We start from the raw sequence: 24,502 nt of genomic DNA on the forward strand, positions 1-24,502 counted from the left end.
TAATATTGATGAAAAAACAGCTTAATAAACATTTATCAGCGCAGAGGATTAAGTCATGGCTGTTACTGCTTCTTTGGTGAAAGAATTGCGCGAGAAGTCTGGCGCAGGGATGATGGATTGCAAAAAGGCCTTGACCGAGACCGGGGGTTATCTTGACGCTGCCGTAGATTGGCTACGCAAAAGAGGATTGGCCGCAGCAGCGAAAAAATCAAGCCGCATAGCCGCAGATGGTTTAGTAGGTGTTGTGGTAAATGCCAATAAAGGTGCCATCTTAGAGGTTAACGCTGAAACTGATTTTTTGGCAAGGAACGACGTTTTTAAAAACTTTGTCGCAACCGTAACCAATTTGGTGCTGCAACATGGAGAAGACATAGAAAATTTAAATAATACAACATATCCAGGGACCACCCATACTGTTGCGGAACAATTGGCTAACAACGTCGCGATCATAGGGGAAAAAATCTCCTTACGTAGAGCAAAAATATTATCAGTTTCCGGTGGAATTGTAGTTTCTTATGTTCATAACGCTGTACAGCCTGGACTAGGCAAGATCGGCGTCTTAGTTGCCCTAGATTCCATAGGTGACAATGCTAGGCTATATGATATCGGAAAACAAATTGCCATGCATGTTGCCGCTACCGCTCCGATGTGCCTGTCCATCGAGGATCTGGACGGAGAAGTGATTAAGCGAGAGCGCACTATTCTTACAGAGCAGGTTCGTCCTATCCATAATAGAGAAGATATTACTGCCAAAATAATTGAAGGCCGTATGCAAAAGTTTTATCAAGATGTTGTTCTTTTGGAACAAAAATTTATTATGAACGGAGAAATTCAAATTTCAAAGTTTCTTGAGAGTGCAACTGAGATTGTCGGCGCAGCAGTTAGATTGACTAGTTTTGCTCGTATTCAGCTTGGTGAAGGAATAGAACGCAAGGAGGCTAGTTTCGCAACCCAAGTTGCTGCATCCACGCCTTCTTAAGCTGCCTAAGAAAATAAAAAGGCCATAGCGACAAGGAGAGAGGCGCATGGCAAAAAACAGCTGCCAAGAAACAGCAAAAAAACAAGCTAAAAAATCAACTACATCCTATAGGCGTGTCCTTCTAAAAATCTCTGGCGAATTTATAATGGGTGACTTTACCTATGGAATCGACCCGAAGATGGTTGATTGGGTAGCTCGCGAGATTTATTTAGTCTCAAAATCTGGTGCTGAGATTTGTCTAGTGATTGGTGGTGGAAATATTTTCCGTGGAATTTCTGCAGAAGTTGCCGGAATAGAGCGAGTAACCGGAGACTATATGGGGATGTTAGCTACAATAATTAATTCACTGGCTATGCAAAGCGCCCTGGAACGCCACAATATTCAGACTAGAGTTATGTCTGCCCTACCAATCGCAGCAGTTTGCGAGCCGTACATACGTCGACGTGCCATGCGACATATGGATAAGGGTAGGGTAGTTATCTTCGCTGCTGGTACAGGAAATCCCTTCTTTACTACCGATACTGCTGCTGCTTTGCGCGCTTCGGAGATGGGTTGTCATGCTTTATTAAAAGCAACTAAGGTTGATGGTGTGTATGACGCTGATCCGATGAAAGTATCAACTGCAAAACGCTATGATCGTTTGAGCTACATGGAAGTACTTACACGTGATTTAAAAGTGATGGATGCCTCCGCGATCTTACTTGCTCGAGAAAATGATATCCCAATTCTCGTATTTTCCATAAACCATAGCGGAGCATTTGCTGATGTAGTTCAAGCTAAAGGTCGGTATACGATTATTACGGAGTAGCTTAAGTATGACCAAACTAGATCTCGATGACATTCAACGCAGGATGAATGGTGCCGTAGCTAATCTAAAAAGCCAGTTCTGTAGTTTGCGGAGCGGACGAGCTTCAGTTAATATGCTAGATTCAGTTATGGTTGACGCATATGGCACGAAAATTCCCGTAAACCAAGTTAGTACAATTAGCGTTATTGAACATCGAATGCTATCGGTACAAGTGTGGGATGTAGGTATGAGTAAAGTAGTGGAAAAAGCAATTCGCGATAGCGATCTAGGTTTAAATCCGCAATCATGCGGCAAACTAATACATATACCTTTGCCAGATTTATCCGAGGAGCGAAGCAAGCGATTGAAAAAAATTGCTGCAAAATACGCTGAAAATGCCAAGGTTGCCGTGCGTAATGTACGCCGAGATGGTATGGATATCTTAAAAAAGTTGGAAAAGGATAGTTCTCTAAGTCGAGACGATCGTCGTTTGTACGAACAAGATATTCAGGAGTTTACCAAAACGCACGTTAAAGAAATTGACGAGGCTTTAGAGGAAAAAGACAAAGACATCATGCAGGTTTGAAATGGTGAGTGTAACACCGTTAATTAGTTCTCTGTCTTCAGCTTCCCTCCTTCATGTCGCAGTTATTATGGATGGTAACGGACGTTGGGCTCGTTCTCGGGGTATGCCGCGCACTTTTGGACATCGAGAAGGGATGAAAGCAGTTAACCGAGTAGTAGATTGCGCATCGCAGCTCGGTATTACCCATTTAACTATGTTTGGCTTTTCGTCAGAAAATTGGAGCCGGCCTAAAGAAGAAATTTCTGAATTGATGAATATCCTTCGTTACTATTTACAGCGCGAAGTAATTGGGCTCCACAAAAATAATGTCTGCATTAGAATGCTTGGAGATCGAGATAGAATGACAGCTGATATCGTATCATTGATTAACAAAGCTGAGCAGCTAACTGCTAGAAATACTGGTCTTAGTCTAAACATAGCGCTAAGCTACGGTGGTCGCTGCGAAATTACTAAGGCGGTACGCCGCATCGCTAATGCTGTAGCAGATGGCAAGCTCTCGCCATCTGCTATCGATAATGATATAATCAATTCTAGCTTAGATACTAAAGGCATTCCTGATCCTGATTTATTGATCCGTACCAGTGGTGAACACCGAATTTCTAATTTCCTACTTTGGCAAATTGCCTATGCTGAGCTTGTTTTTACCGACGTTCTTTGGCCAGATTTCGGTAAAAGACATCTAATAAAAGCGTTAGAAGAATTTTCTCGTCGCTGCCGACGTTATGGGCAAACGACTACATAATGAGGTAGAGATATGAAGAAGATCTTCAAGGATAACAGAATCAATTATGCATCCACATTAAATGAACGATTTGACGATCTATGTAAGCGAGTTATTTCTTCTTTGGTATTACTTCCGCCGACTGTATTACTAATCTGGATAGGGGGGCTAGCATTTGAGCTCGGCATCCTAGTAATCGCTAGCTGCATGTTATGGGAATGGGGAGGCTTGATTGCTATTCCTTCTGATCGTTATCGCACTCGACTAATTCTTGTGGTAGCAATGCTGGCATGTTTCTTGATGGCTCTTGTTTTTTGTTTTTCAGCAGGAATGGTTTGTGCATTGTTATCTGGCTCAATATTTGTAATATTCGCTAAGAACCTTCGAATAGTAAAACTATTTTGGCTTGGCGTAGCAATAATCGCGACAATAATCCCAACATTGGGTATAGTTTGGATGCGGTCACATATAGAATTTGGTTTAGAAACGGTAATCTATGTAATTACTAGTGTGATAGCTACAGATATTGGCGCATATGCTACCGGCAAAATTATTGGCGGCCCGAAGTTATTACCAAAAGTTAGCCCTTCTAAAACCTGGGCTGGATTGGCTGGAGGTATCGCCGCTTCAATGCTAATCGCAGCTATATTCACTATAGTGCTTAAAGATGCTCGCGGACCTGCTTTATTACCGATAGCGATTTGCATTACCTTAGTCGCACAAATTGGTGATTTATTAGAATCTAGCATCAAACGCCACTTTAATGTGAAAGATTCTGGTACTCTTATTCCAGGTCACGGCGGTGTTCTTGACAGAGTTGATGGTATGATGACTGTCTTGCCAATAATTACGCTTGCGATTTGGATAAGCGGAAGGAGTGTTCTACAGTGGTAGATAAACCACGTTTGATCAGCATACTTGGGTCTACTGGATCAATTGGTAGCAATACAATCGATTTGATTGCTCGTACGCCTGAGCATTATATCATATCTGCCTTAGCTTGTAAGCAAAATGCTAGGTTGTTAGCACAACAAGCAAAGAAGTTACAAGCTGTATTTGTAGCTATCGAAGACAAAAACGCTTGGCCAGTCTTGCGTAATGCTTTAGCAGGAACAGGAATTGAGGCTGCAGCTGGTACTGAAGCAGTATTGGAGGCTGCAAAACGCCCAGCGGAATGGACTATGTGCTCTATAGTCGGCGCAGCTGGTTTGGCTCCAACGTTAGAAGCTGTGCGACGTGGCCATACAGTAGCACTAGCCAACAAGGAGGCCTTAGTTTGTGCTGGTTCGTTATTCATTAGAGAAGCAATGCGTACAGGATGTCAAATATTGCCGGTTGATAGCGAGCATAACGCCATTTTCCAACTGTTTGATAGCCGAAAACGCGAGGGAATCGAAAAGATAACTCTTACAGCCTCAGGTGGCCCATTTCGTACACTTTCTCGTAAAGAAATGGCTTGCAAAACTCCGAGCCAAGCAGCAGCACATCCTAATTGGTCTATGGGAACGAAGGTTTCTATCGATAGTGCTACTATTATGAATAAGGGTTTGGAGATCATTGAAGCTCATTATTTATTTGCTATACCAGAGGTGCAAATAGACGTGTTAATTCATCCTGAATCTGTGGTGCACTCAATGGTTTCCTACATAGATGGATCAGTCATTGCACAACTTAGCTCTCCAGACATGCGTACACCTATTGCATATTGCTTAGCTTGGCCGAAAAGAATGGATACAATAATAAAAAATTTAGATTTAGTGTCGATTGGTCAACTTAGCTTCTTCGCCCTCGATAATAATAGATTTCCAGCCATAAGTCTGGCAAGAGAAGCATTACGCGCAAAGGGAGATGCAGCCTGTGTGATGAATGCGGCTAATGAAGTAGCTGTTGAAGCATTTGTGGCGGGGCGAATTGGTTTTACCGAAATTAGTTCGGTAGTGTATGAAACGATGCAGCGTTGTCCTACAGAAGATATCGATAACCTTGAATCAGTTTTTAGATCAAATGCTAAAGGGCGTCGTATTGCCGACGATATAATATCAGATTTTACAGGTGTTTCGATTGCAGATAGGAGAAGATATTTACTTTTGCCCAACTTTTCCATGAAAAGTGTAGCTGTAATGCATAACAAAAAGATTTAAGGATAAAATATTGTAATGATCGATATTATCGCCGGCTATGCATTGCCGTTTCTAGTGATCATGAGTGTATTAGTTTTCGTTCATGAATTAGGTCACTATCTTATAGCTCGACGTAACGGTGTACGAGTTGAGGTTTTTTCCATCGGCTTTGGCTTAGAATTGTTTGGCTGGACCGCAAAAAATGGCACTCGATGGAAGATATGCGCTATTCCACTTGGTGGATATGTAAAAATGTTCGGTGATAATAAAATTATTGAGAGTATGTCCTATACTGAGGAAGATCGACGTGAGTCGTTTTGCTATAAAAGTGCAAATGCTCGAGCAGCAATAGTTGTCGCTGGGCCATTAGCAAACCTCATATTTGCCATCTTAGTGCTATCCTGTCTCTATATGTGGGTTGGTCAATCCTTTGCACCTACCGTCGTTGCAAATGTGATTAAAAACTCTCCTGCCGATCATGCGGGTATCACGGCTGGCGATAGAGTGGTTAGTGTGGATGGTACAAAAATCACTAACTTCTCTGATCTTAGAAGGATTATCATTGAGCAACCAGGAAAACCTGTTACGCTCTTAATTAAGCGAAATGGAGAAACTTACAATATTTCAGTCACTACAGATAGCATAGTAGATCCAGACCCATCAGGCAACAAAAAATACTTGGGTCGCTTAGGTATTCAATCTAGTAATATGCTTTTTGATAAGCTTAATCCATTAAAAGCAGTAATGGTAGCCATTACAACAACTTTCTCTATAATTGTAGAAACTTTTAAAGCGATTGGAGAAATGCTCATTGGTCTGCGTAGCACCGATGAACTTGGTGGCCCATTGCGCATTGTTGAACTATCCGGTACAGTAGCACATAACGGATTGATAACAACTATGTGGTTTACAGCTGTGCTTTCAATTAATCTTGGGTTAATCAATATGCTTCCAATACCAATTCTTGATGGTAGCCATTTGATATTTTATGCGCTTGAAAGTATCCGTGGAAGACCTTTGAGTGCAAAAGCGTATGAATGGATGTCTATTATTGGCATGAGTATTATAGTAATCCTCATGCTATTCGTAACTTGGAAGGATCTCATGAGATTTAATGTAAGCAATTTATTTAAGTTCATTAATTAAATAATTGCTTCGACTGTCCGAAACATACAAATGGTTAACCGTCTATGCTTATATTTTTCAGCTATTTGGTAAAACTATTTTTAATGCCGATATAACTGGCGCAGGATGATTGCTTTAGTTTAGACTGAGGGACTGAACCTTGCGCATAAAACTAATCCTTTTTTGCCAGGCGGTAGCGCTTGCCTTTGCTGTCGGAATGATTCCGACAGCAAAGGCAAAATTCGCGGAGATGAATAGGAATATAATTAAAAAAGTTGTGGTTGAGGGGACAAAACGCATCGATCCAGCCACAGTTCGTTCCTACTTGCTAATTCAGCCTGGTGATACATTTGATTCAGAGAGACTCGATAGATCGCTCAAAGCTCTATATAGCACCGGCCTGTTCTCAGATATTACGATGTATCGTGATACTACTAATCTATTGATTAAGGTGGTAGAAAACTCTATCATTAATCGCATTTCCTTTGAGGGAAACAGACGAATCAACGATGAAGAATTAAAGCGCGAAATTAAGCTTCGCCCTCGCTTAGTATATTCTCGTAATCAGGTACAACAGGATGTGCAACGCATAATTAAGACCTATCAACGTTCAGGATATTACGCTGTGAATGTTGAACCAAAAGTCATACAACAAAACCAAAACCGTGTTGATTTGATATTTGAAATTAAGGATGGTGAACTTACTCGAGTACAAACTATCAATTTTTTAGGTAATCGGGCATTTAGCGATGCTAATTTACGCGGAATCATTAAAACTAAGGAATATGCATTTTACAGATTTTTCACTTCTGATGACAATTATGACGCGGATAGGTTGAGCTACGATAAAGCGCTACTGCGTCAATTTTACTTAGAAAACGGCTATGCAGATTTTCGTGTACTTTCGGCCGTAGCTGAGCTTGCACCAGACGGTAAGTCATTCGTTATAACTTTTACCGTAGAAGAGGGGTACTTCTACACTTTTGGATCAAGTGACTTTGATATATCGTTGCCACAAATTGATTCTAAAGCTTTGCGCCAATTTGTCCTCACTGAGGAAGGAGAAAAATACAATGCTAATTTAATAGACGATACAATCTACGCTATCAATGACTACCTTGGCACTTTAGGATATGCCTTCGTGGACTTAAGCTACACAGTAAACACTGATCTTAAAAAGCGAACAATTGATGTTACATATCAAATTGGTCCAGCACGTAAGGTTTTTATTGAAAGAATTAATATAAGAGGTAATGTGCGAACACTGGACCGAATAATTCGGCGAGAGATAGGCTTTGTAGAAGGTGATTCATTTAACATCTCCCAAATGCGAATATCTGAACAACGCATTCGCAATTTAGGATTTTTTAAAAGCGTTAATGTAAAAAATACTCAGGGTAGTGGGCCAGATCGTACCGTAGTTAATGTTGATGTCGAGGAGAGATCTACTGGTGAAATTTCTTTCGGTATTGGCTTTTCTACAACAGAATCAATAATCGGTGATATTGGTATTCATGAGAGAAATTTACTTGGACGAGGACAAGATTTACTCTTTAACATAACGACATCAAATGTTGCCACCGAATTCGATATAGCCTTTACCGAACCTTATTTATTTAATCGTGATCTAGCTGCTGGTTTTAACCTCTTTCGTACTGAAAGAGAAAGAAAAGAAAGTTCTTATAATGAGCTCCGTTTTGGCGGAATGCTGCGCTCCTACTACACTCTACAGCCAAATCTAACGCAACAAATCAAATATCGACTTGAGCAAATAGAGATTAAAGAAGTGGACGAAAACACTGCTCAATACATCAAAGCTCAGGAAGGAACAAGGATAGTTTCTCAGTTTGGCCAAACTTTAACTTATGATAAACGTGATAACCGCCTAGATCCACGCGATGGATACATCACTCAGCTAACGAATGAAGTAGCAGGTGCTGGGGGGGACGAAAAATTTTTTCGTACTCGTATAAAGGCTGGTTACTATTATCCACTAGATGATGTTTGGGGATTGTCATTTCTAATTAATAGTGGATTTATTGTCGGTCTTGGTGAAGAAGTTTCCATCTTAGAACGATTTTTTATTGGTGCTAGTTCTTTCCGAGGCTTTCAGCGTGGTGGTGTTGGTCCACACGATAGTGTTAGCAAAGACGCCTTAGGTGCCAACAATTATTATGTAGGATCAGTTGAGCTTGCATTTCCAAATGGCATGTCAAAAGACCTTGGTATGCGTACATTTATTTTTACCGATTTTGGTAGCGTATGGGGCATTGACGAAAAAGATAACAAAATAGCGGATGATCCCTCAATGCGTGCAACTGTAGGATTGGGACTATCTTTTGCCACTGCATTTGGTACAATTCGATTAGATGTAGCTGAAGTATTAGCAAAAGAAGATTTTGACGTTCCTGAAGTATTCCGCTTAAGCTTTGGTACACAGTTTTGAATATTCTTTGTCCTATAAACTTTTCTTTGAAAAAACCTCTTAAATGGATAATTAGCCCTTAAAGGAGATGATAAAAATTAGATTAATAAAAAGTGTATGATGCGCTTATTGTAAAAGCGATGATGAATTGCGAGTTACAGGCTAGTGATGTAATTAGCCTTAGAGCATAATAAATCAATTACGGAAATTGCTCTTCGGCCAAGCATTTCAAAATATGAATACTACTGAATAAATACATAACAACATTAACTACTATAGCTAAATTTATTAGCTCCGGATTACTCAAAGGCTGCAAAATATTGCCTGTGAACGAAAAAGATTTACAACAATAGTCCTTAATCTAGCTTGGAGCTGTTTATTACACACGGTTATTATAACTTTAATAGTAAAATTATGAAGTTACAAAAATAATGCATAAGCAAAGAAAATCCTTAGTCAAACTTTCATCAGAGTAAAAAAGTTAAATAACATATTAATTTCGGTAACTAATGAAATTAATATGTTATCGATAATGAAATTAATTCCTGTTAAAGAATCCATTATTTTCTTCCAAAGAAATCAATGGATTGGATCGGGAAATGCTTTAAGTAGCTTAAATAAATGAATGGTATCAATTAAGATTGAATTGCCAATACTCATATTAACCCACTATATATGTACGGGGGGTGATAAAACATGGTCGATAGCCGGTTCCATAGCGAAGCTGGCCAATTTACTCTCGGGCAAATACTTAAAATGACAGGAGCTAAATTGCATGGTAGTGGGGATCTAGCGCTTCCATTTTATGGTGTCAGCACACTAAGTAATGGCAGTGGTCAAGAAGTAACATTCCTCGAAAATCGTCGTTACTTGAAAGATTTTCGTAGCTCTAAAGCAGGAGCTTGCTTAGTTGCTTCAGCTTTTGCTAATCAAGCACCAGATGGTATGGCAGTACTTATTACTGCTGTTCCTCGCCGCAGCTATGCCAAACTGGCTCGACTATTTCACCCTGCAGAGATTCCGCCGATAGGTATACATCCCACTGCGGTTATCGATCCTACTGCCAGGTTAGGCAATGAGGTTGCCATCGGACCAGGTGCTATCATTGGTGCAGAAGTAGTATTAGGTGATTCAGCTTGGATTGAGGCTAATGCGGTAATTGGTCAAGCAGTCAAAATTGGCGAACGAACACGTATTGGTGTTGGCGCAGTAGTTTCCCATGCTTTGATAGGCGCTAGGTGTTTTATTTATTCCGGAGCGAGAATTGGCCAGCCTGGATTTGGCTTTGAAATGGATGCAGGAACTCCGTTTCCGCTGCCGCAACTAGGACGAGCAATTATCGAGGATGATGTAGAGGTTGGCGCCAATACTGCAATCGACCGGGGTAGCAATGCAGACACGATTATAGGCCAAGGCTCGATGATTGATAATCTTGTGCAAATAGGTCATAATGTTGTGCTAGGAAGAGGATGCATAGTAGTGTCACAGGTTGGCATTTCTGGTAGCACCAGACTTGGTGATCGTGTAGTACTTGCTGGAAAAGTTGGCATCGCTGGTCATCTGGAAATTGGTAGCGACGTACAGGTTGCAGCTATGTCTGGTGTTAACCGCAGCCTACCCGGGGGAGCTTCTTATGGAGGAGTACCGGCTATTCCGGTACGCAAGTGGCGGCGACAAATCTCGACATTAAAGAAATTGGGCCAAAGTAAGCAGACTGCCAGATCAATGAACGAGAGTTAAGGCAGAATATTATGAATGATGCGGTGAATGAACCGAGCAGTGGCTATTCCGATATCGATATAATGCGGATTATGGATCTAATTCCTCACCGATATCCATTCCTCTTAGTCGATAAAGTCGTTCAGGTAGATCCTAATGTTGGTTGTATTGGTATCAAGAACGTCACCATTAACGAGCCATTTTTTGCTGGACATTTTCCACAGCGCCCTGTCATGCCAGGAGTGCTTATCATAGAATCTATGGCCCAAACAGCCGGCTGTTTGGTTGTAGCAACTTTAGGTCCAGAATCTGAAGGTAAGCTGGTTTATTTCATGACAGTGGACAACGCACGGTTTCGCCGCCCAGTAGTACCCGGTGAATGTATGAAAGTTCATGTAAAAAAGCTTCGCAACCGAGGAAATGTCTGGAAGTTTGAAGGACAGGCTAAAGTGAATGGACTTCTAGTAGCTGAAGCAACTTATTCAGCAATGATTCTGGACCATTGAGGAGGTGGCAGTGGCCACGCAAATCCATCCCACGGCGATGGTTGAGCCAGGAGCTCAGCTTGATGATGGCGTCCAGATCGGAGCCTATTGCCTGGTTGGTACGGATGTTTTGCTGTGTAATGGATGCGTCTTACATAGCCATGTAGTCATCGGTGGACATACCAGTGTCGGTCCACGCACTCAAATTTTTCCCTTTGCCAGCATTGGGTTGCAGCCACAAGATCTTAAATATAACGGTGAATTGTCAACCTTGGAAATTGGTTCTGATAACGTAATCCGTGAGCACGTAACCATGAATCCCGGAACTGAAGGCGGTGGAATGGTAACCAAAATCGGTAACGGTTGCCTATTTATGGTTGGCGTTCATATAGGACATGATTGCCAAGTAGGGAATCAGGTAATTATGGCAAACAATGCTACTTTAGCTGGACATGTAACTGTACAAGATTTTGCAGTGCTTGGTGGTCTATCGGCAGTACACCAGTTTGCACGTATCGGCCGATACGCTATGATAGGTGGCGTTACAGGGGTTGAGCGCGATGTAATACCTTTCGGCTCGGTTATTGGAGATCGAGCGCGCTTATCAGGTATTAATATAATTGGTATGAAGCGCCGCGGCTTGTCTCGTGAAGAAATTCATGACGTCCGTAAAGCGTACCGCTTACTATTTACAGGTGAGGGTACGTACCACGAGAGATTAGAAGAAGTCGCTATAGAATTTCCCTCATCAGCGCCGGTTATAGAAATTATTAATTTTATTCGAGCTGATTCTGCGCGTAAAATTTGTCAACCAGAAGACGTTAACGATCTTTAAGGGAGTAATGACTGCTCATCCTAGCGGTAGTCTCGGAATCTTGGCCGGTAGAGGTATACTGCCACGACGTATTGCTGAGATTGTATTAAGTGAAGGACGTACAATATTTGTAGTAGCCTTTAATGGACAAACCGATCCCGCAACTGTCGATGGCTTACCGCATGCCTGGCTACCCCTAGGTGCCACAACTAAGACTCTCAAAACTCTTCATAAAGCTAACTGTAGTGAAGTGGTTATGGCCGGATCAATAAACCGCCCGGCCTTATCTTCTATAAACTTAGATTTACGTTCCACTCTTAGTATTGCTAGAGCAGGAGCGAAAGTATTTGGTGATAATGGGCTGCTATCCTTGATCGTTGAGGAGATAAAAAGTGATGGAATACAAGTGATTAGTATTGAGGATATATTAGGTGGTTATCTTATACCCGAAGGTACTCATACAAAAATTGAACCAAATACGTTTGCCATGCAGGATGCTGCTAGAGGAATTGCTGTGCTAAAAAATACAGCCTGCGCAGATATTGGTCAAGCTGTCGTGGTGCAGGAAGGAATTGTACTAGCCGTAGAGGCGATAGAAGGGACAGATTCAATGATTAACCGTGCTGCTAATTTGCGTCGCAAAGGTACTATTGCCCCGATTCTAATAAAGGGCTGCAAATCAGGGCAAAGCACCTGCGTTGATAGGGCGACAATTGGTCCAACTACCATCTCCTACGTTGCATCTTCTGGATTTGCTGGCATTGTTGTGGAAACACTGCAAACTTTAATCATAGATCGTTATGTAACAATAGCTGCTGCCGACGCTGCAGGTATATTCCTTCATGCTATGTCTTTTGATGGAAATAATCGTTGAGCAGCGAATCGAGTGCTGAGGTAAAAGTACCTTTGATTTATATCATTGCGGGCGAGTCTTCAGGAGATACACTTGGCGCTGGACTGATTCGAGCATTGCGGGCAGAAACCAGAGGTAATGTGGAAATAGCGGGTATTGGAGGTGATCTCATGAGTGCGGAAGGATTGCAAACAATATTTCCTATCACTGAAATAGCTGTTATGGGTCTCATTGAAATCTTGCCTAAAGTACCAAAGATACTAGAACGCATTCGTCAAACTGTAGCTGATGTGCGATCCCGTCAGCCAGCAGCTGTTGTGACCATCGATAGTAAAGCTTTTGCCATGCGAGTAAATAAACAATTACATGCACTACGTGTTAGGAGTGGTAATGGCCCCAAACTGATTCATTGGGTGCCACCGACTGTCTGGGCATGGGGTCCCAGGCGGGCAGAGGTTATTGCCAAGTACATTGATCATCTTCTAACACTTTATCCTTTTGAGGCACCTTATTTTGCAGCACACGGCCTGCCAACAACTTTTGTTGGTCATCCAGCTGCATTAACCCAGAACAACAACAGTAAATGTTTTAAAAGTATTTATGGTTTGCCATTAGAAGCTCCGGTACTAGGGGTATTTCCAGGTAGTCGTTTAGGTGAGGTAAAACGTCTATTACCCATTTTTGGCAATGTAGTCGATCGTTTAGCTGTACGTTATCAAGGTCTACGGATCGTATTACCAACGGTATCCTTGGTTGTTGATAAAGTTCGCGAAGCGATAACAACTTGGCGCTCGCCAGTCACTATTGTAACCGAACATCGTCATAAAACTGCAGCATTTTCCGCATGCACAGCGGCATTAGCAGCTTCGGGTACAGTAACACTTGAGTTAAGTTTAGCAGGTGTGCCAACAGTAGCGGCATATCGTCTTAATGCATTGACTGCAACTATTGCCCGGCGCTTAATAGATCCAGATTCAGTAGTATTGACCAACAAACTAATGGGCAAACGTGTTATTCCACAATTTCTACAAGAGGATTGCACTCCCGAACGACTAACCGTAGCAATTAAGCAGCTATTTGACGATCCTCGAGCTAGGGCAAAACAAGGAATAGTTAGTGAGTCAATTCGCCAAATGCTCATCGTAGATGGCGAAGACCCCTCTATACGAGCAGCGCGTAAGATATTAACACTACTCTCCGAGTCATGTTAATATCTTAGCAGCAAGTTAGCACTTTGCTTAATCCAATTAAATCACCGGTGGATATCTCATCTGATCAGCCTAAGGCATCGCTAGGCTAGTTTCTAATTTGTGTTAATTATAAAAATAAGATTATTCAAAAATAAATACAGAAAACTACTAATTAAATATGTATTAAATAATACATTAGTCAAGTCAAATCAGTAGCGTTAAAATTAACGTTAGTTAATAAAAACATTGAACTTCACTTTTTATCGATTTTTCCAACAAAATGCAACGAACTCTCGTGGAGAATACTCCACCTTTTGAATTTTCGACCATCAAAGCAGTATAATGAGAAAACACACCGCTCTGTAATTAGAGCAAATATAGCCATGCGAAAGAAAGAAAATTTTCTTCTAAGAGGATTGAATATTTGCGTTTTTATTAGCTTAAATATTAGGATATTATCTATAATACAGATTAATCAAATAAAAATTTTTATTTTAGTTATTACAAATAATACAAGAATACCAAGTATTAAAATAACAAATCAATTTAAAGATAAGCTTTATAAAGAGTCATTGTATATCAGAAATATTGTTTTGCGTAAAATTTTTATGTTATCTTGTGAGGTGATTTATTATTGCAATAATACTTGGATAACTAAGTAATGATTGTGTCGATCGACTACAAAAATAAAAATAAGCCTTCTGTGCTAATAAAGCTAGTATCTATATATACAAAAAAGCTTGATCAAATAAATTTCCGCTTATGAAGAATAGTATCTTGTAATAGTTAGATAATTGAATTAGTATATAGACAATGTAATGTAAGCTATATAATACTAAAAATTATTCAATCATCTAGTAGAAATTAAAGAAAATAGTATACAACACAGGGTAAGTTTGATATATCCTTAAATTCCTAAAAATTGATATTATCTTCTAGCTGTAGTTGAGGTAAAACAATCTAGAATTACTAATTTTAAATCCTTTTAACAAGTTACCAATGCCTAATTTTACCCCATTAGGTAATAACAGAGACGAGCTGTCAAATCAACAATTTTGCAAATTTTATTCTTTGTATAATAACTTTATACTTTAATTTTTGTTTAAGTATAGAAAGATTTTTTCTCATGGAAAATTAATCCTACAAAGGAAAGTAAAAAAACATATTTTATCTAGAACAATAGATGTTTTACTTTATTCATACCATAAGGTATATATCTTATTTGTATCAATGCTGTTAAACCTGCTAAGAAATATTATAATCGATTACCTTTATTTCTCTATGTTAACAATCGCTGAGTAATCAACGCTTAATGAGGTGGGGCAATAAGGATTTGAATAGTTGCAACTATACGGCTAACAACAAATATTTATTGCATATTAATTATTTTCTTGATGTGATCGGCTTGAACCCAGTCAGTACTATAATATTTAAATATTAATACTTGACTGGATTATTTGCAAACCCGTAAAGTTTAGCTGTGATAGTTGTTTAATAACAGTAATCATTGTCCTAAAAGATAAGGCACAAAACAAGAAATTTGTTCAGATAAATAACTAGCAAAAGCGTAAAACAAAAAATACTACTTCAGCTAAAGTTAGCTATTATTACTAATTATTTTTGCTTATTCGGCGAATAAAAATATTTATTAGTAAATAATAGCTTCGGGGGGGGGTGAGCTCGTCAATTGATGAATCAATATTCAGGAATTGATGATACTAAAAATTATTAGCAATATTGATGAAGATACATTTTGTTTGATAAATACTGATTGAAATTGGTACACCTAAGTTTACGTTAGTAAAACTACTGCTGCATGATGGCGGATTTTTCTACAATTTATTATACTTATTAAGGATCGAATACCTAAACAATTATCTAAAAGTTTTATTGATACTGACAAAAAAAGACTTTTTATATTTTATAAAAATAAAATTATTAAAGTCTTAGTACCAAGTATTTATATGCTCATTAAACGATATATTTTAATTGATTATAAGGATAATTGTTACTACTTTAATGGATTATATTGGGAAACGATTAAATCCACTAAGTGAGATAAAGAATTTTGATGATTTACCGTATATACTCAAGATGTACGGTAAATCATGTTAGAAAGGCTTCCTTGGAGGAAATTTGTTAAATTAACATGAAGTAAACATTTGGATACAATAATTTATTCTAGATAGTTATTTTTAATAAAAATATTATTTATTAATATGTTTTCCCTTAGAAATATAATCTTTGCAAAAAAAATTAATTATTTTTTATTTATCTTTGTAAGCTAATAATTAAAAATGCATTATTAATATAGTTAAGTATATAACAGTAATTATATTATTACTTAATAGATAAGTATATATTTATTATTGATTTCTAAAAATATTTTTACCGATGTAATTCTATTATAGATAAAAAACTCATAGCTGTTGTTGATTAATGCATTCACAATAGCTATACTAGGAAAATTTACGTCGATGTTAATTATTATGTTAATAAACTAAATTATTTAAAACACTAATAGTAAATTTTTATTGATTGTTTAAATTTTTATTGATTTTTAGAGATGGTTATCATGAAATCTTATTAGAATATTTGTCTAATATAGTGATAAGCCTTAATTTGGAATGTCTTGTATGTCAGTCATTACTCGGTTTGCTCCTTCACCTACAGGATCTCTGCATATTGGTGGCGCTCGAACAGCACTATTTAACTTTATGTTCGCTCGCCATCATGGGGGGCGTTACTTGTTGCGTATCGAAGATACAGATAAGGAACGTTCTAACATGAGAATGGTAGACGATATTTTAGATGGACTGGCTTGGCTTGGTCTCGAGGGTGATGATGAACCAATATTTCAACATAAGAAAATCGAGCGTCATATCGAAGTTGCTTATCAATTATTGAAAAACGATAAAGCGTATTATTGTTACTGTTCGCCAAATGAACTGCAATTAATGCGCGAAAATGCTCGCGCTGAAGGCCGTCAACCCCGCTATGATGCTACCTGGCGTAATCGCAAAGCGTCATTAAATTCTCCGAAAGGTGGAATCAACCCAGTAATCCGCATCAAGGCCCCTCTAAGTGGTGAAACTACTATAATTGATGCTGTACGGGGACCGGTAACTGTAATGAATAAGCAACTCGACGATATGATTATACTCCGAGCTGATTGCACGCCGACTTACATGCATTCGGTAGTAGTAGATGATCACGATGTCGGTATTACGCACGTAATTCGGGGCGAAGACCACCTAAACAATACTTTTCGTCAAGCAATTATTTACCAAGCTATGGGATGGGAATTACCTACTTTTGCACATATTCCACTAATTTACGATTCAAATGGTTCAAAATTATCTAAGCGCCAAGGAGCAGTTAATATAAATGTTTATCGCGAGATGGGCTATCTTCCCGAAGCGTTAAATAATTATTTACTTCGCTTAGGTTGGTCTTACGGTAAGGAAGAGATCATTTCGCATGATAGAGCTATTAAACTATTCGACCTTAGCGGGATCGGTCGTTCTGCCTCTCGTTTTGATTTTGCTAAGTTAGAAAATATAAACAGTCATTATATACGCAAAACGGATAATAATAAACTAACGGATATGGTATTAGCCCGTTTAAGTGCTGGAGCAAATAACTTAGATCTGACAGATGAAATCAGACTTCGTATTTATTTGGGAATGGATGGATTAAAAACACGTGCTCGCACAATTAATGAATTGTCAAATAATGCGCGATTTTACGCTGCTAGTCCGCCACTTAGTTTGGATGAAAAAGCTAGTCAATTACTAGATAATTGTGCACTAAACATATTATCCGGGATTGCGCAAACGCTCAGCGAGCTGAGCTCTTTTCATGAGAGTAATATTAAGCATACAATCTGTCTTTTTGCTAAGGAAAACAGACTAAAACTTGGCCAAGTAGCACAGCCCCTACGCGCTGCGGTTACTGGGTCAATTAATTCACCTAGTATTTTCGAAATATTGGCAATTCTTGGCAAAAAAGAAACGCTTAGACGCATAGATAATGCTTGTAGTATTAATAAAAAAGGCTACTAAGATTATTGTCCATGCTTATCGTTAATGATTTATCTTAACTAATTCCAAATGTGGGTTTGAAATAGGATAATCAAAAATGAGCAAAAAAAATACAGAAACTTTTACCCTCATTGATAATTCAAGCGGCAAAAGCTTTGAACTTCCAGTGATTAAAGGTTCTCTAGGCCCCAGTGTTATAGATGTGCGCAAACTTTATGCACAAACAGGGTACTTTACCTATGATCCTGGCTTTAATTCTACTGGATCTTGCGAATCTAACTTAACCTATATTGATGGTGATATTGGCAGACTGTTACACCGTGGATATTCCATAGAAGATCTGGCTGAAAAATCTGATTTTATGGATGTCGCTCATCTTTTGCTAAATGGCGATTTACCAACCCCTAAACAGAAAAAGAGTTTTGTTCACGATGTAACTTACCATACTATGTTGAACGAACAGCTTGCAAATTTCTATCGTGGTTTCCGTAGAGATGCCCACCCGATGGCAATTATGTGCGGAGTTGTAGGTGGTCTATCGGCATTCTACCACGATAGTACAGATATCTATGACGCACACCAACGTATGGTAGCATCTTTTCGTCTTATTGCTAAGATGCCTACTATTGCAGCCATGGCTTACAAATACTCAATAGGGCAACCTTTTAACTACCCACGCAATGACCTTTCATACGCTGAAAACTTTTTATATATGATGTTCGCAGTTCCAGCAGAAGAATACATTATTAGCTCAGTTATGACTCAAGCTATAGATCGGATCCTAATTTTACACGCCGATCATGAACAAAACGCTTCCACATCAACGGTTCGTTTGGCTGGCTCATCCGGTGCTAACCCCTTCGCTTGCATCGCTGCTGGCGTTGCTGCTTTGTGGGGTCCAGCACACGGTGGAGCCAATGAAGCTGTACTAAAGATGCTTGAAGAGATTGGTCAGAAAGAAAATATACCAAAATTTATCAAGTACGCTAAAGACAAAAACGATCCATTCCGACTTATGGGATTTGGTCACCGAGTATATAAGAATTACGACCCGCGTGCTAAGGTTATGCAAAAGACATGCCACGAAGTTCTCAAAGAACTTAATCTGAACGATCCTCTGCTTGAACTTGCTATGGAAATGGAGAAGATTGCCTTGTCAGACCCATATTTCGTAGAGAAAAAGCTATTTCCAAATATCGATTTTTATTCAGGTATTCTACTAAAGGCACTAGGATTCCCTACTTCTATGTTTACTGTGTTGTTTGCCGTTGCTCGTACAGTTGGCTGGGTTGCGCAATGGAAAGAAATGATTGAAGATCCCGGTCAACGCATTGGACGCCCTCGTCAACTTTATACTGGCCATCCTGAAAGAGACTACATCCCTTTGGAAAAGCGCCGCTAATAATAAGCTTGATTAACAAGGAGTGAAAATACTAAAAAGTATCCTTAAATTTACTAAAGTTATCATTTACCTTCTTCTAAGCGGTTACGCTTATTAAGTTGTAATATTATACGAGTAAATTACTAATCAAAAATTGAATTCGACAGCTTGATGATAAATACAAAGATAACTCATTAACCAATGAATTCTGGAACGATTGATATATCAGCACTATATATTTACTTTATAATTTGCTACTTATCCTCTCAAACGGTGTATTTTTATTCAATTCACATCTACTATTAAGCGAATGATTGAATCAATTTTATTATAGCTATGAGCTAATTATCATATACTATCCTGTATTAATTGAATCATTTAATATAATCATCTTATGATAGCCTAATTATATAGTATTGCTTATATTAATAAATTAATAATAAACCTGTTTTAGTTATTGAAATACTAAGCTCTAAGCTATAAAAAATTTTTTGTTTAAAGAATTTGTTGCCTATCTATTAAGAAAAATTAATTTTTCTTAAATCGCGAAATGTCTTATTGGTTATTAACTCGCTAACCAACTAGCGAGTGAGGAATTAGATTATTTCTAATAATATCACCTTGGTTTAAATATAGATTGAAATGCTTTTTATAGCAATAGTATACATAACGCTCAAGGAGCGCACATAGAATAATGAGATAACATTTAATTAGTAATAAGATAATTACACTTTTCATGCTAGCAAACACAAAAACTTTAGCGTTCGATAATAATTATACTATTAATATTGTACTTAAATTTTTAAATACAATTTTGTTTATATATTTTAGAAATAGATAGTTCAAAAACTAACATAGAGAAGTTCTTTATTTTATAAAGAATAACACCTTGTAAAATAAATAGCAGCTATCTATTAATATTAGATTGATAAATCTAAAAAATTTGCACTAGTAAATCATGCTGCTTGCCTATCTTAGGCGGCGATAAAAATTAAAAAAAGGATAGAATAGACAGAAAAAGGATAATTTGTATTTAAAATATTTTAGATTAATAACTTATAAGTAATTTACTTATTCAGTATCAATGAAATTGATTTTTTTTATATTATTGATGATGTTATGTCCTATATTTATTATATAATATATTTTTAATCTGTACTTTTATCCTCAATTACTTGATCTTAATATTATAATTATATTATATTATATTTACTTGTATAGTAAGTAATAATAGTTTTAATAAAAACTATACAATTGCTCCTCTACTACGCTAGTAGAGCGTTGATCTTAGGAAAAATAATAAACAAGATCAATGCATTGGTAAATAAATTTTAATTATAACAATTGATTATTTTAAACATCATAACCAAACAGCGTTCTCTTAATTAACAAGAAGTATAGCAACTAGCTAATTTATCATAGTCAATTTAGATTTTTGTAGCATAATAAGCGGATGTAAAAAATAAATGACGGTAGTGTAATTCATATTCTTGCTTATTATAATATAATATCAAACATTTATTAACTAAAATCACAATTATTGTACAAAACATATTATAGTTTTATAGGTTTTAAAGATGCTAGAAATTATAGTAACCTTGGCTTTATAACACAGCTTTTACAACGAATAAAATATTATTACGTTGAGGGCAAAATTATCCAGCTAGAATGCTAATCTGTAATCCAGGCAATTATAATTTCTTAAATTAGTATAAAAATTATTATCTAATTATTTTATATTATAACTTAATAATCTACTATAGTTAGAAATCGTTGTCACCTATATAAAAATAGTAATTGCCATAAAGACTAACAATTAACTCAACTCAAATAAACATATAATACAACTATATATTGGTTTATTATATGTTGAGACTATTGTTTTTGTATAGCTACATTCTAAACGTGTTATTGAGTGTTACAGTAATGCTTCATCCTATTAAAACTTTCGTTTACTATGTAATAAATAAAGTAGAAATTATAAATAATAAAACATAATTTGTATCAAAAATATTCATTGGTTAATTAAAATTACAATAACTAAGTAAACTCCAATCGATCACTTGCTAGATCATATAATTCTTACAAAGCAAAATATACTCATGATAACTATTTATTACTGATTATTCCAATATATAATCCAATTTATTATTGGCATGTTTTACTACTAAGTATAAATAATCGTTAAATTAACAATAATCATCTGAAATGTTAACAACAATATACTATTGACTTGGCGGTACGGGCAAAATAGGCCTATGGCGCCGACTCAAAAATGTATAAGTTACTGGTACTAAGTAAAGTGCTAAAATGGTACCTATGATCATACCACCAACAATAACTGCAGCAATATGTTCGCGTCCATGGGCGCCAGAACCAGTAGAATAAAGCATCGGCAATGCACCAGATATCATCGAGATGGAAGTCATAAGAATCGGGCGAAGACGAGTAACTGCAGCATCTACTATAGCAGTACGAAGATCAAGCCCGCCTTCACGAAGCTGGTTTGCGAACTCAGTAACTAAAATACCTTGTTTTGCGATTAAGCCGATCAAAGTAACCATCCCAACTCCACTATAAAGATTTATGCTTCCGCCAATAATCGACAAAACGACAGTACCACCAAGAACAGAAAAAGGTACCACTAGTAACACTACGAAAGGATCTCGAAAACTTTCAAATTGAGTTGCCAAAAAACCGTAAATAAACAGAAGAGCAAGTAAAAATACTAAAACCAATGAAGCATTAGCTTGCTTAAGTTGACGTGTCGCTCCAAGCCAGTCGATAGAGGAAGTAGGCGGTAAATTTTCTTGAACTACATCCTGCAATTCACCAAGCGCTGCGCCAATAGCGGCACCATTTCTTAACCCAGCTTTGATGGTAGCAGAGCGCTGTCCATTAAAATGCTCTAATCTAGTTGCCCCTACAACAGATTGCAGGCTAACTAAGCTATGCAGTGGGATTAATTTACCTTTGTTGTTAGGCACTTCAAGCAAGCCAATATCTCTAAAAACATCAGAATCAATATCAAGTTCTAATAGTATATTGTAATTTTTCCCTCCGTAGGTAAAAGTTTTAATCTGAAAACTACTCGTTGCAGTTGCGATCGTGCTAGCAATATCAATTACTTTGACACCGTTAATGCCGGCTGTTGAGCGATCAACATCAAATTTCAAGTAAGAGCTATTCATCTCTAAGCTGGACGTTGGATTACTAAGATAAGTCGTACCACTAGCTTCTTTTAGCAATACATTAATAGTTTTTGCTAACGATTCATAGCCAGCAATTGTACGCACTACCATCTGTACTGGTTGTTGCCCCCCGCCAGAAAGTGAACCAGGATCAAGTACGCTAGCATCTAGGCCAGGAATTTCCAATAGCTTTGTCTCCAGTATCTTACCTACCTGATGTGCAGAACGCTTACGCTCGTTAGAAGGTGTAAGCATAAGTATGCCAATGCCCGAACTAGGCTCCGGAGTGCCTAATAAAACTAAAGAGCTTTTTCTTTCAGGTAATTTGTCCATCATGACAGACAAAGTTTGACCCATTTTATGAAGTCGATCGTAGGAGATCGATGACTCAAAAGAAAACTGTACATAGATGTAATCGCGGTCTTCAGATGGCGCTACCTCGCTCGGCAAAGCTACAGTAAATACTGTACAAACACCACCAGCTAACAAGCTAACGATATAAATAAAACCGCGGTGATGTAGCGCCCAATCCAGTGATCTTCGGTAGATACTTTCTATATAACCCATTACCTGTTCAATCAAATAAGGACTACCGCGTGGACGCAATAAGTAGGCACACATCATAGGCGATAAGGTACGTGAGGTAAAACCAGAAATTATAACTGCAGAAACTAAGGTGAAAGCAAATTCAGAAAATAACTTACCCATTATTCCAGGCAAAAAGCCGATCGGTAAATAGACCGATGCTAAAGTAAGAGTGGTTGCTACAATAGCAAAGCCAATCTCTCGACTGCCAATGAAAGCAGCCCTTAGAGGACTCAAACCTCGCGAAATTAATCTTTGAACGTTTTCAACATCAACAATAGCATCGTCTACTACCAAACCGACTGCAAGAACCATAGCTAATAATGAAAAGGTGTTTAAGCTGTAGTTCATAAAATTCATAAAAGAGAATGTACCAATCAGAGAGATTGGGATAGTAATCAAAATAATAAATGCGGCATTAAGTGAACCAAGAAACAGCAAAACAACTATCACCACCAATACCACGGCAATAATTAAACTGTTAAACACCTCTGCGATCGAATCCTGTATAAATACAGTGCTGTCAAACGCTACTTCTATATTGACGTCTATCGGTAGCATGCTACGAAGCTGAGGAATCAGTGCATTAACACCTTTAGCTACAGACACAGAATTGGCATCGCTTGCCCGCAGCACGCTAATAGCTAACCCCTCATGTCCATTTATCAAAACACCTGTTTCAGTGCTATCAGCCGCAACGATCACATCAGCAACATCTTTCAGACGTACAGAGAAGCGATCTTCATTCAATATTGGAATATTTTCAAACTCTCTAACAGTAGCGAGTGCTGTATCAGCGCTAATATTAATCCGTTGCCCAGATAATTCGACATCACCCATAGGCATATTAACTGTGCTGCTTTGCACGGCAGATTTTATATCTAAAGTAGTCAAGCCATAAGCTGCGAGCTTTGATGGATATACATGAACACGGATGGCATATTTACGCTCACCCAATAACTTGATTTCACCAACCCCTGATACTGTAGTAAGTGGTGTACGAATTACAGTTTGGATAAGCTCAGTAAGTTCCATCGCTGAGCGTGTATTGCTCGATAGGGACAGATATATAACTGGAATTTCATCAGTGTTGTGTTGCTGTAATAAGGGAGTATTAGCATCGATAGGCAATTCTGCGATTGCTAAATCAAGCTTAGCGCGAATTTTCTCTAGCGGATTATCAACATTTTCATTATCACGAAACGTGACAACAATCGAACTCATGCCAGGAGTGCTAGTTGATGTAATGTAATCGATTCCAGGAACAGATCCAATCCGTTCTTCTATCAGAGTGGTAATTTGAGTTTCGATCTGCTCAGAAGAAGCTCCAGGTAAAGCGGTATTAATAGTCACTACAGGCACATTGAAAGAAGGCAGCTCGCCAACAGACAATTTAAATAGCCCATACAAAGAAATAGCTACAATTAGAGCGTTAACAACTATAGCAAAAACCGGACGCCGGATAAATATATCAGAGAGAATCACGCCGGTTCCATCG

16 protein-coding genes are annotated in these 24,502 nt (G+C 38.0%); 15 read left to right on the forward strand and 1 reads right to left on the reverse strand.

What is annotated here, in order from left to right; genetic code table 11:
* Positions 1 to 55: 55 nt before the first annotated feature.
* From tsf to P856_RS02350, 15 genes are all read left to right on the forward strand, one after another.
* A complete protein-coding gene (gene tsf / locus P856_RS02280) occupies positions 56 to 979 on the forward strand; it encodes a translation elongation factor Ts (RefSeq protein WP_025300557.1) in 924 nt (307 codons plus the stop codon).
* Between the two features lie 46 nt (positions 980 to 1,025).
* On the forward strand, positions 1,026 to 1,787 hold the full coding sequence (gene pyrH, locus P856_RS02285; protein ID WP_025300558.1) for a UMP kinase: 762 nt from the start codon (positions 1,026 to 1,028) through the stop codon (positions 1,785 to 1,787).
* A gap of 7 nt (positions 1,788 to 1,794) precedes the next feature.
* Positions 1,795 to 2,352 (forward strand): ribosome recycling factor, encoded by a 558-nt coding sequence (frr, locus tag P856_RS02290; protein ID WP_025300559.1) that lies wholly within the window; start codon positions 1,795 to 1,797, stop codon positions 2,350 to 2,352.
* 1 nt (position 2,353) lies between these two features.
* Complete coding sequence (locus tag P856_RS02295) at positions 2,354 to 3,094, forward strand: isoprenyl transferase (RefSeq protein WP_025300560.1); 741 nt, start codon at positions 2,354 to 2,356, stop codon at positions 3,092 to 3,094.
* Positions 3,095 to 3,106: 12 nt separating this feature from the next.
* Positions 3,107 to 3,967, forward strand: coding sequence for a phosphatidate cytidylyltransferase (locus P856_RS02300; RefSeq protein ID WP_025300561.1), 861 nt, complete (start codon positions 3,107 to 3,109; stop codon positions 3,965 to 3,967).
* Positions 3,961 to 5,214, forward strand: a complete 1,254-nt coding sequence (gene dxr / locus P856_RS02305) for a 1-deoxy-D-xylulose-5-phosphate reductoisomerase (protein WP_227028653.1) — start codon at positions 3,961 to 3,963, stop codon at positions 5,212 to 5,214. Before P856_RS02300 ends, dxr begins: the two co-directional genes overlap by 7 nt.
* A 15-nt stretch (positions 5,215 to 5,229) precedes the next feature.
* Positions 5,230 to 6,339, forward strand: coding sequence for an RIP metalloprotease RseP (rseP, locus tag P856_RS02310; protein ID WP_044214887.1), 1,110 nt, complete (start codon positions 5,230 to 5,232; stop codon positions 6,337 to 6,339).
* Positions 6,340 to 6,478: 139 nt separating this feature from the next.
* Positions 6,479 to 8,764 carry an outer membrane protein assembly factor BamA gene (gene bamA, locus P856_RS02315; RefSeq protein ID WP_025300564.1) on the forward strand — a complete coding sequence of 762 codons (2,286 nt, stop codon included), beginning with the start codon at positions 6,479 to 6,481 and terminating at the stop codon, positions 8,762 to 8,764.
* 675 nt (positions 8,765 to 9,439) lie between these two features.
* On the forward strand, positions 9,440 to 10,483 hold the full coding sequence (gene lpxD / locus P856_RS02320) for a UDP-3-O-(3-hydroxymyristoyl)glucosamine N-acyltransferase (RefSeq protein ID WP_025300565.1): 1,044 nt from the start codon (positions 9,440 to 9,442) through the stop codon (positions 10,481 to 10,483).
* 11 nt (positions 10,484 to 10,494) lie between these two features.
* Positions 10,495 to 10,968 carry a 3-hydroxyacyl-ACP dehydratase FabZ gene (fabZ, locus tag P856_RS02325; RefSeq protein ID WP_025300566.1) on the forward strand — a complete coding sequence of 158 codons (474 nt, stop codon included), beginning with the start codon at positions 10,495 to 10,497 and terminating at the stop codon, positions 10,966 to 10,968.
* 10 nt (positions 10,969 to 10,978) lie between these two features.
* The gene (lpxA, locus tag P856_RS02330; protein WP_025300567.1) at positions 10,979 to 11,782 is read left to right on the forward strand and encodes an acyl-ACP--UDP-N-acetylglucosamine O-acyltransferase; all 804 of its coding nucleotides are present in this window, start codon (positions 10,979 to 10,981) and stop codon (positions 11,780 to 11,782) included.
* A gap of 7 nt (positions 11,783 to 11,789) precedes the next feature.
* Positions 11,790 to 12,635 (forward strand): LpxI family protein, encoded by an 846-nt coding sequence (locus P856_RS02335; RefSeq protein ID WP_025300568.1) that lies wholly within the window; start codon positions 11,790 to 11,792, stop codon positions 12,633 to 12,635.
* A complete protein-coding gene (gene lpxB, locus P856_RS02340) occupies positions 12,632 to 13,825 on the forward strand; it encodes a lipid-A-disaccharide synthase (RefSeq protein WP_025300569.1) in 1,194 nt (397 codons plus the stop codon). The genes P856_RS02335 and lpxB overlap by 4 nt, the downstream gene beginning before the upstream one ends.
* A gap of 2,615 nt (positions 13,826 to 16,440) precedes the next feature.
* Positions 16,441 to 17,868, forward strand: coding sequence for a glutamate--tRNA ligase (gene gltX / locus P856_RS02345; RefSeq protein ID WP_025300570.1), 1,428 nt, complete (start codon positions 16,441 to 16,443; stop codon positions 17,866 to 17,868).
* A gap of 76 nt (positions 17,869 to 17,944) precedes the next feature.
* Positions 17,945 to 19,249: a citrate synthase gene (locus P856_RS02350; protein ID WP_025300571.1), complete on the forward strand. Its 1,305-nt coding sequence runs from the start codon at positions 17,945 to 17,947 to the stop codon at positions 19,247 to 19,249.
* A 2,204-nt stretch (positions 19,250 to 21,453) separates the two neighbouring features.
* On the opposite strand, the gene P856_RS02355 is transcribed toward P856_RS02350, so the two are convergent.
* Positions 21,454 to 24,489, reverse strand: a complete 3,036-nt coding sequence (locus tag P856_RS02355; protein ID WP_025300572.1) for an efflux RND transporter permease subunit — start codon at positions 24,487 to 24,489, stop codon at positions 21,454 to 21,456.
* Between the last annotated feature and the right edge of the window lie 13 nt (positions 24,490 to 24,502).

Origin of the sequence: Candidatus Endolissoclinum faulkneri L5 (genome assembly GCF_000510265.1) — a bacterium.
GTDB classification, from domain to species: domain Bacteria; phylum Pseudomonadota; class Alphaproteobacteria; order Thalassobaculales; family Thalassobaculaceae; genus Thalassobaculum; species Thalassobaculum faulkneri_A.

What these genes read in the sequence shown, in the direction of transcription:
- tsf (WP_025300557.1), top strand. Translation starts at nt 56, where the DNA reads ATGGCTGTTACTGCTTCTTTGGTGAAAGAATTGCGCGAGAAGTCTGGC.
- pyrH (WP_025300558.1), top strand. Translation starts at nt 1,026, where the DNA reads ATGGCAAAAAACAGCTGCCAAGAAACAGCAAAAAAACAAGCTAAAAAA.
- frr (WP_025300559.1), top strand. Translation starts at nt 1,795, where the DNA reads ATGACCAAACTAGATCTCGATGACATTCAACGCAGGATGAATGGTGCC.
- P856_RS02295 (WP_025300560.1), top strand. Translation starts at nt 2,354, where the DNA reads ATGGTGAGTGTAACACCGTTAATTAGTTCTCTGTCTTCAGCTTCCCTC.
- P856_RS02300 (WP_025300561.1), top strand. Translation starts at nt 3,107, where the DNA reads ATGAAGAAGATCTTCAAGGATAACAGAATCAATTATGCATCCACATTA.
- rseP (WP_044214887.1), top strand. Translation starts at nt 5,230, where the DNA reads ATGATCGATATTATCGCCGGCTATGCATTGCCGTTTCTAGTGATCATG.
- lpxD (WP_025300565.1), top strand. Translation starts at nt 9,440, where the DNA reads ATGGTCGATAGCCGGTTCCATAGCGAAGCTGGCCAATTTACTCTCGGG.
- fabZ (WP_025300566.1), top strand. Translation starts at nt 10,495, where the DNA reads ATGAATGATGCGGTGAATGAACCGAGCAGTGGCTATTCCGATATCGAT.
- P856_RS02335 (WP_025300568.1), top strand. Translation starts at nt 11,790, where the DNA reads ATGACTGCTCATCCTAGCGGTAGTCTCGGAATCTTGGCCGGTAGAGGT.
- gltX (WP_025300570.1), top strand. Translation starts at nt 16,441, where the DNA reads ATGTCAGTCATTACTCGGTTTGCTCCTTCACCTACAGGATCTCTGCAT.
- P856_RS02350 (WP_025300571.1), top strand. Translation starts at nt 17,945, where the DNA reads ATGAGCAAAAAAAATACAGAAACTTTTACCCTCATTGATAATTCAAGC.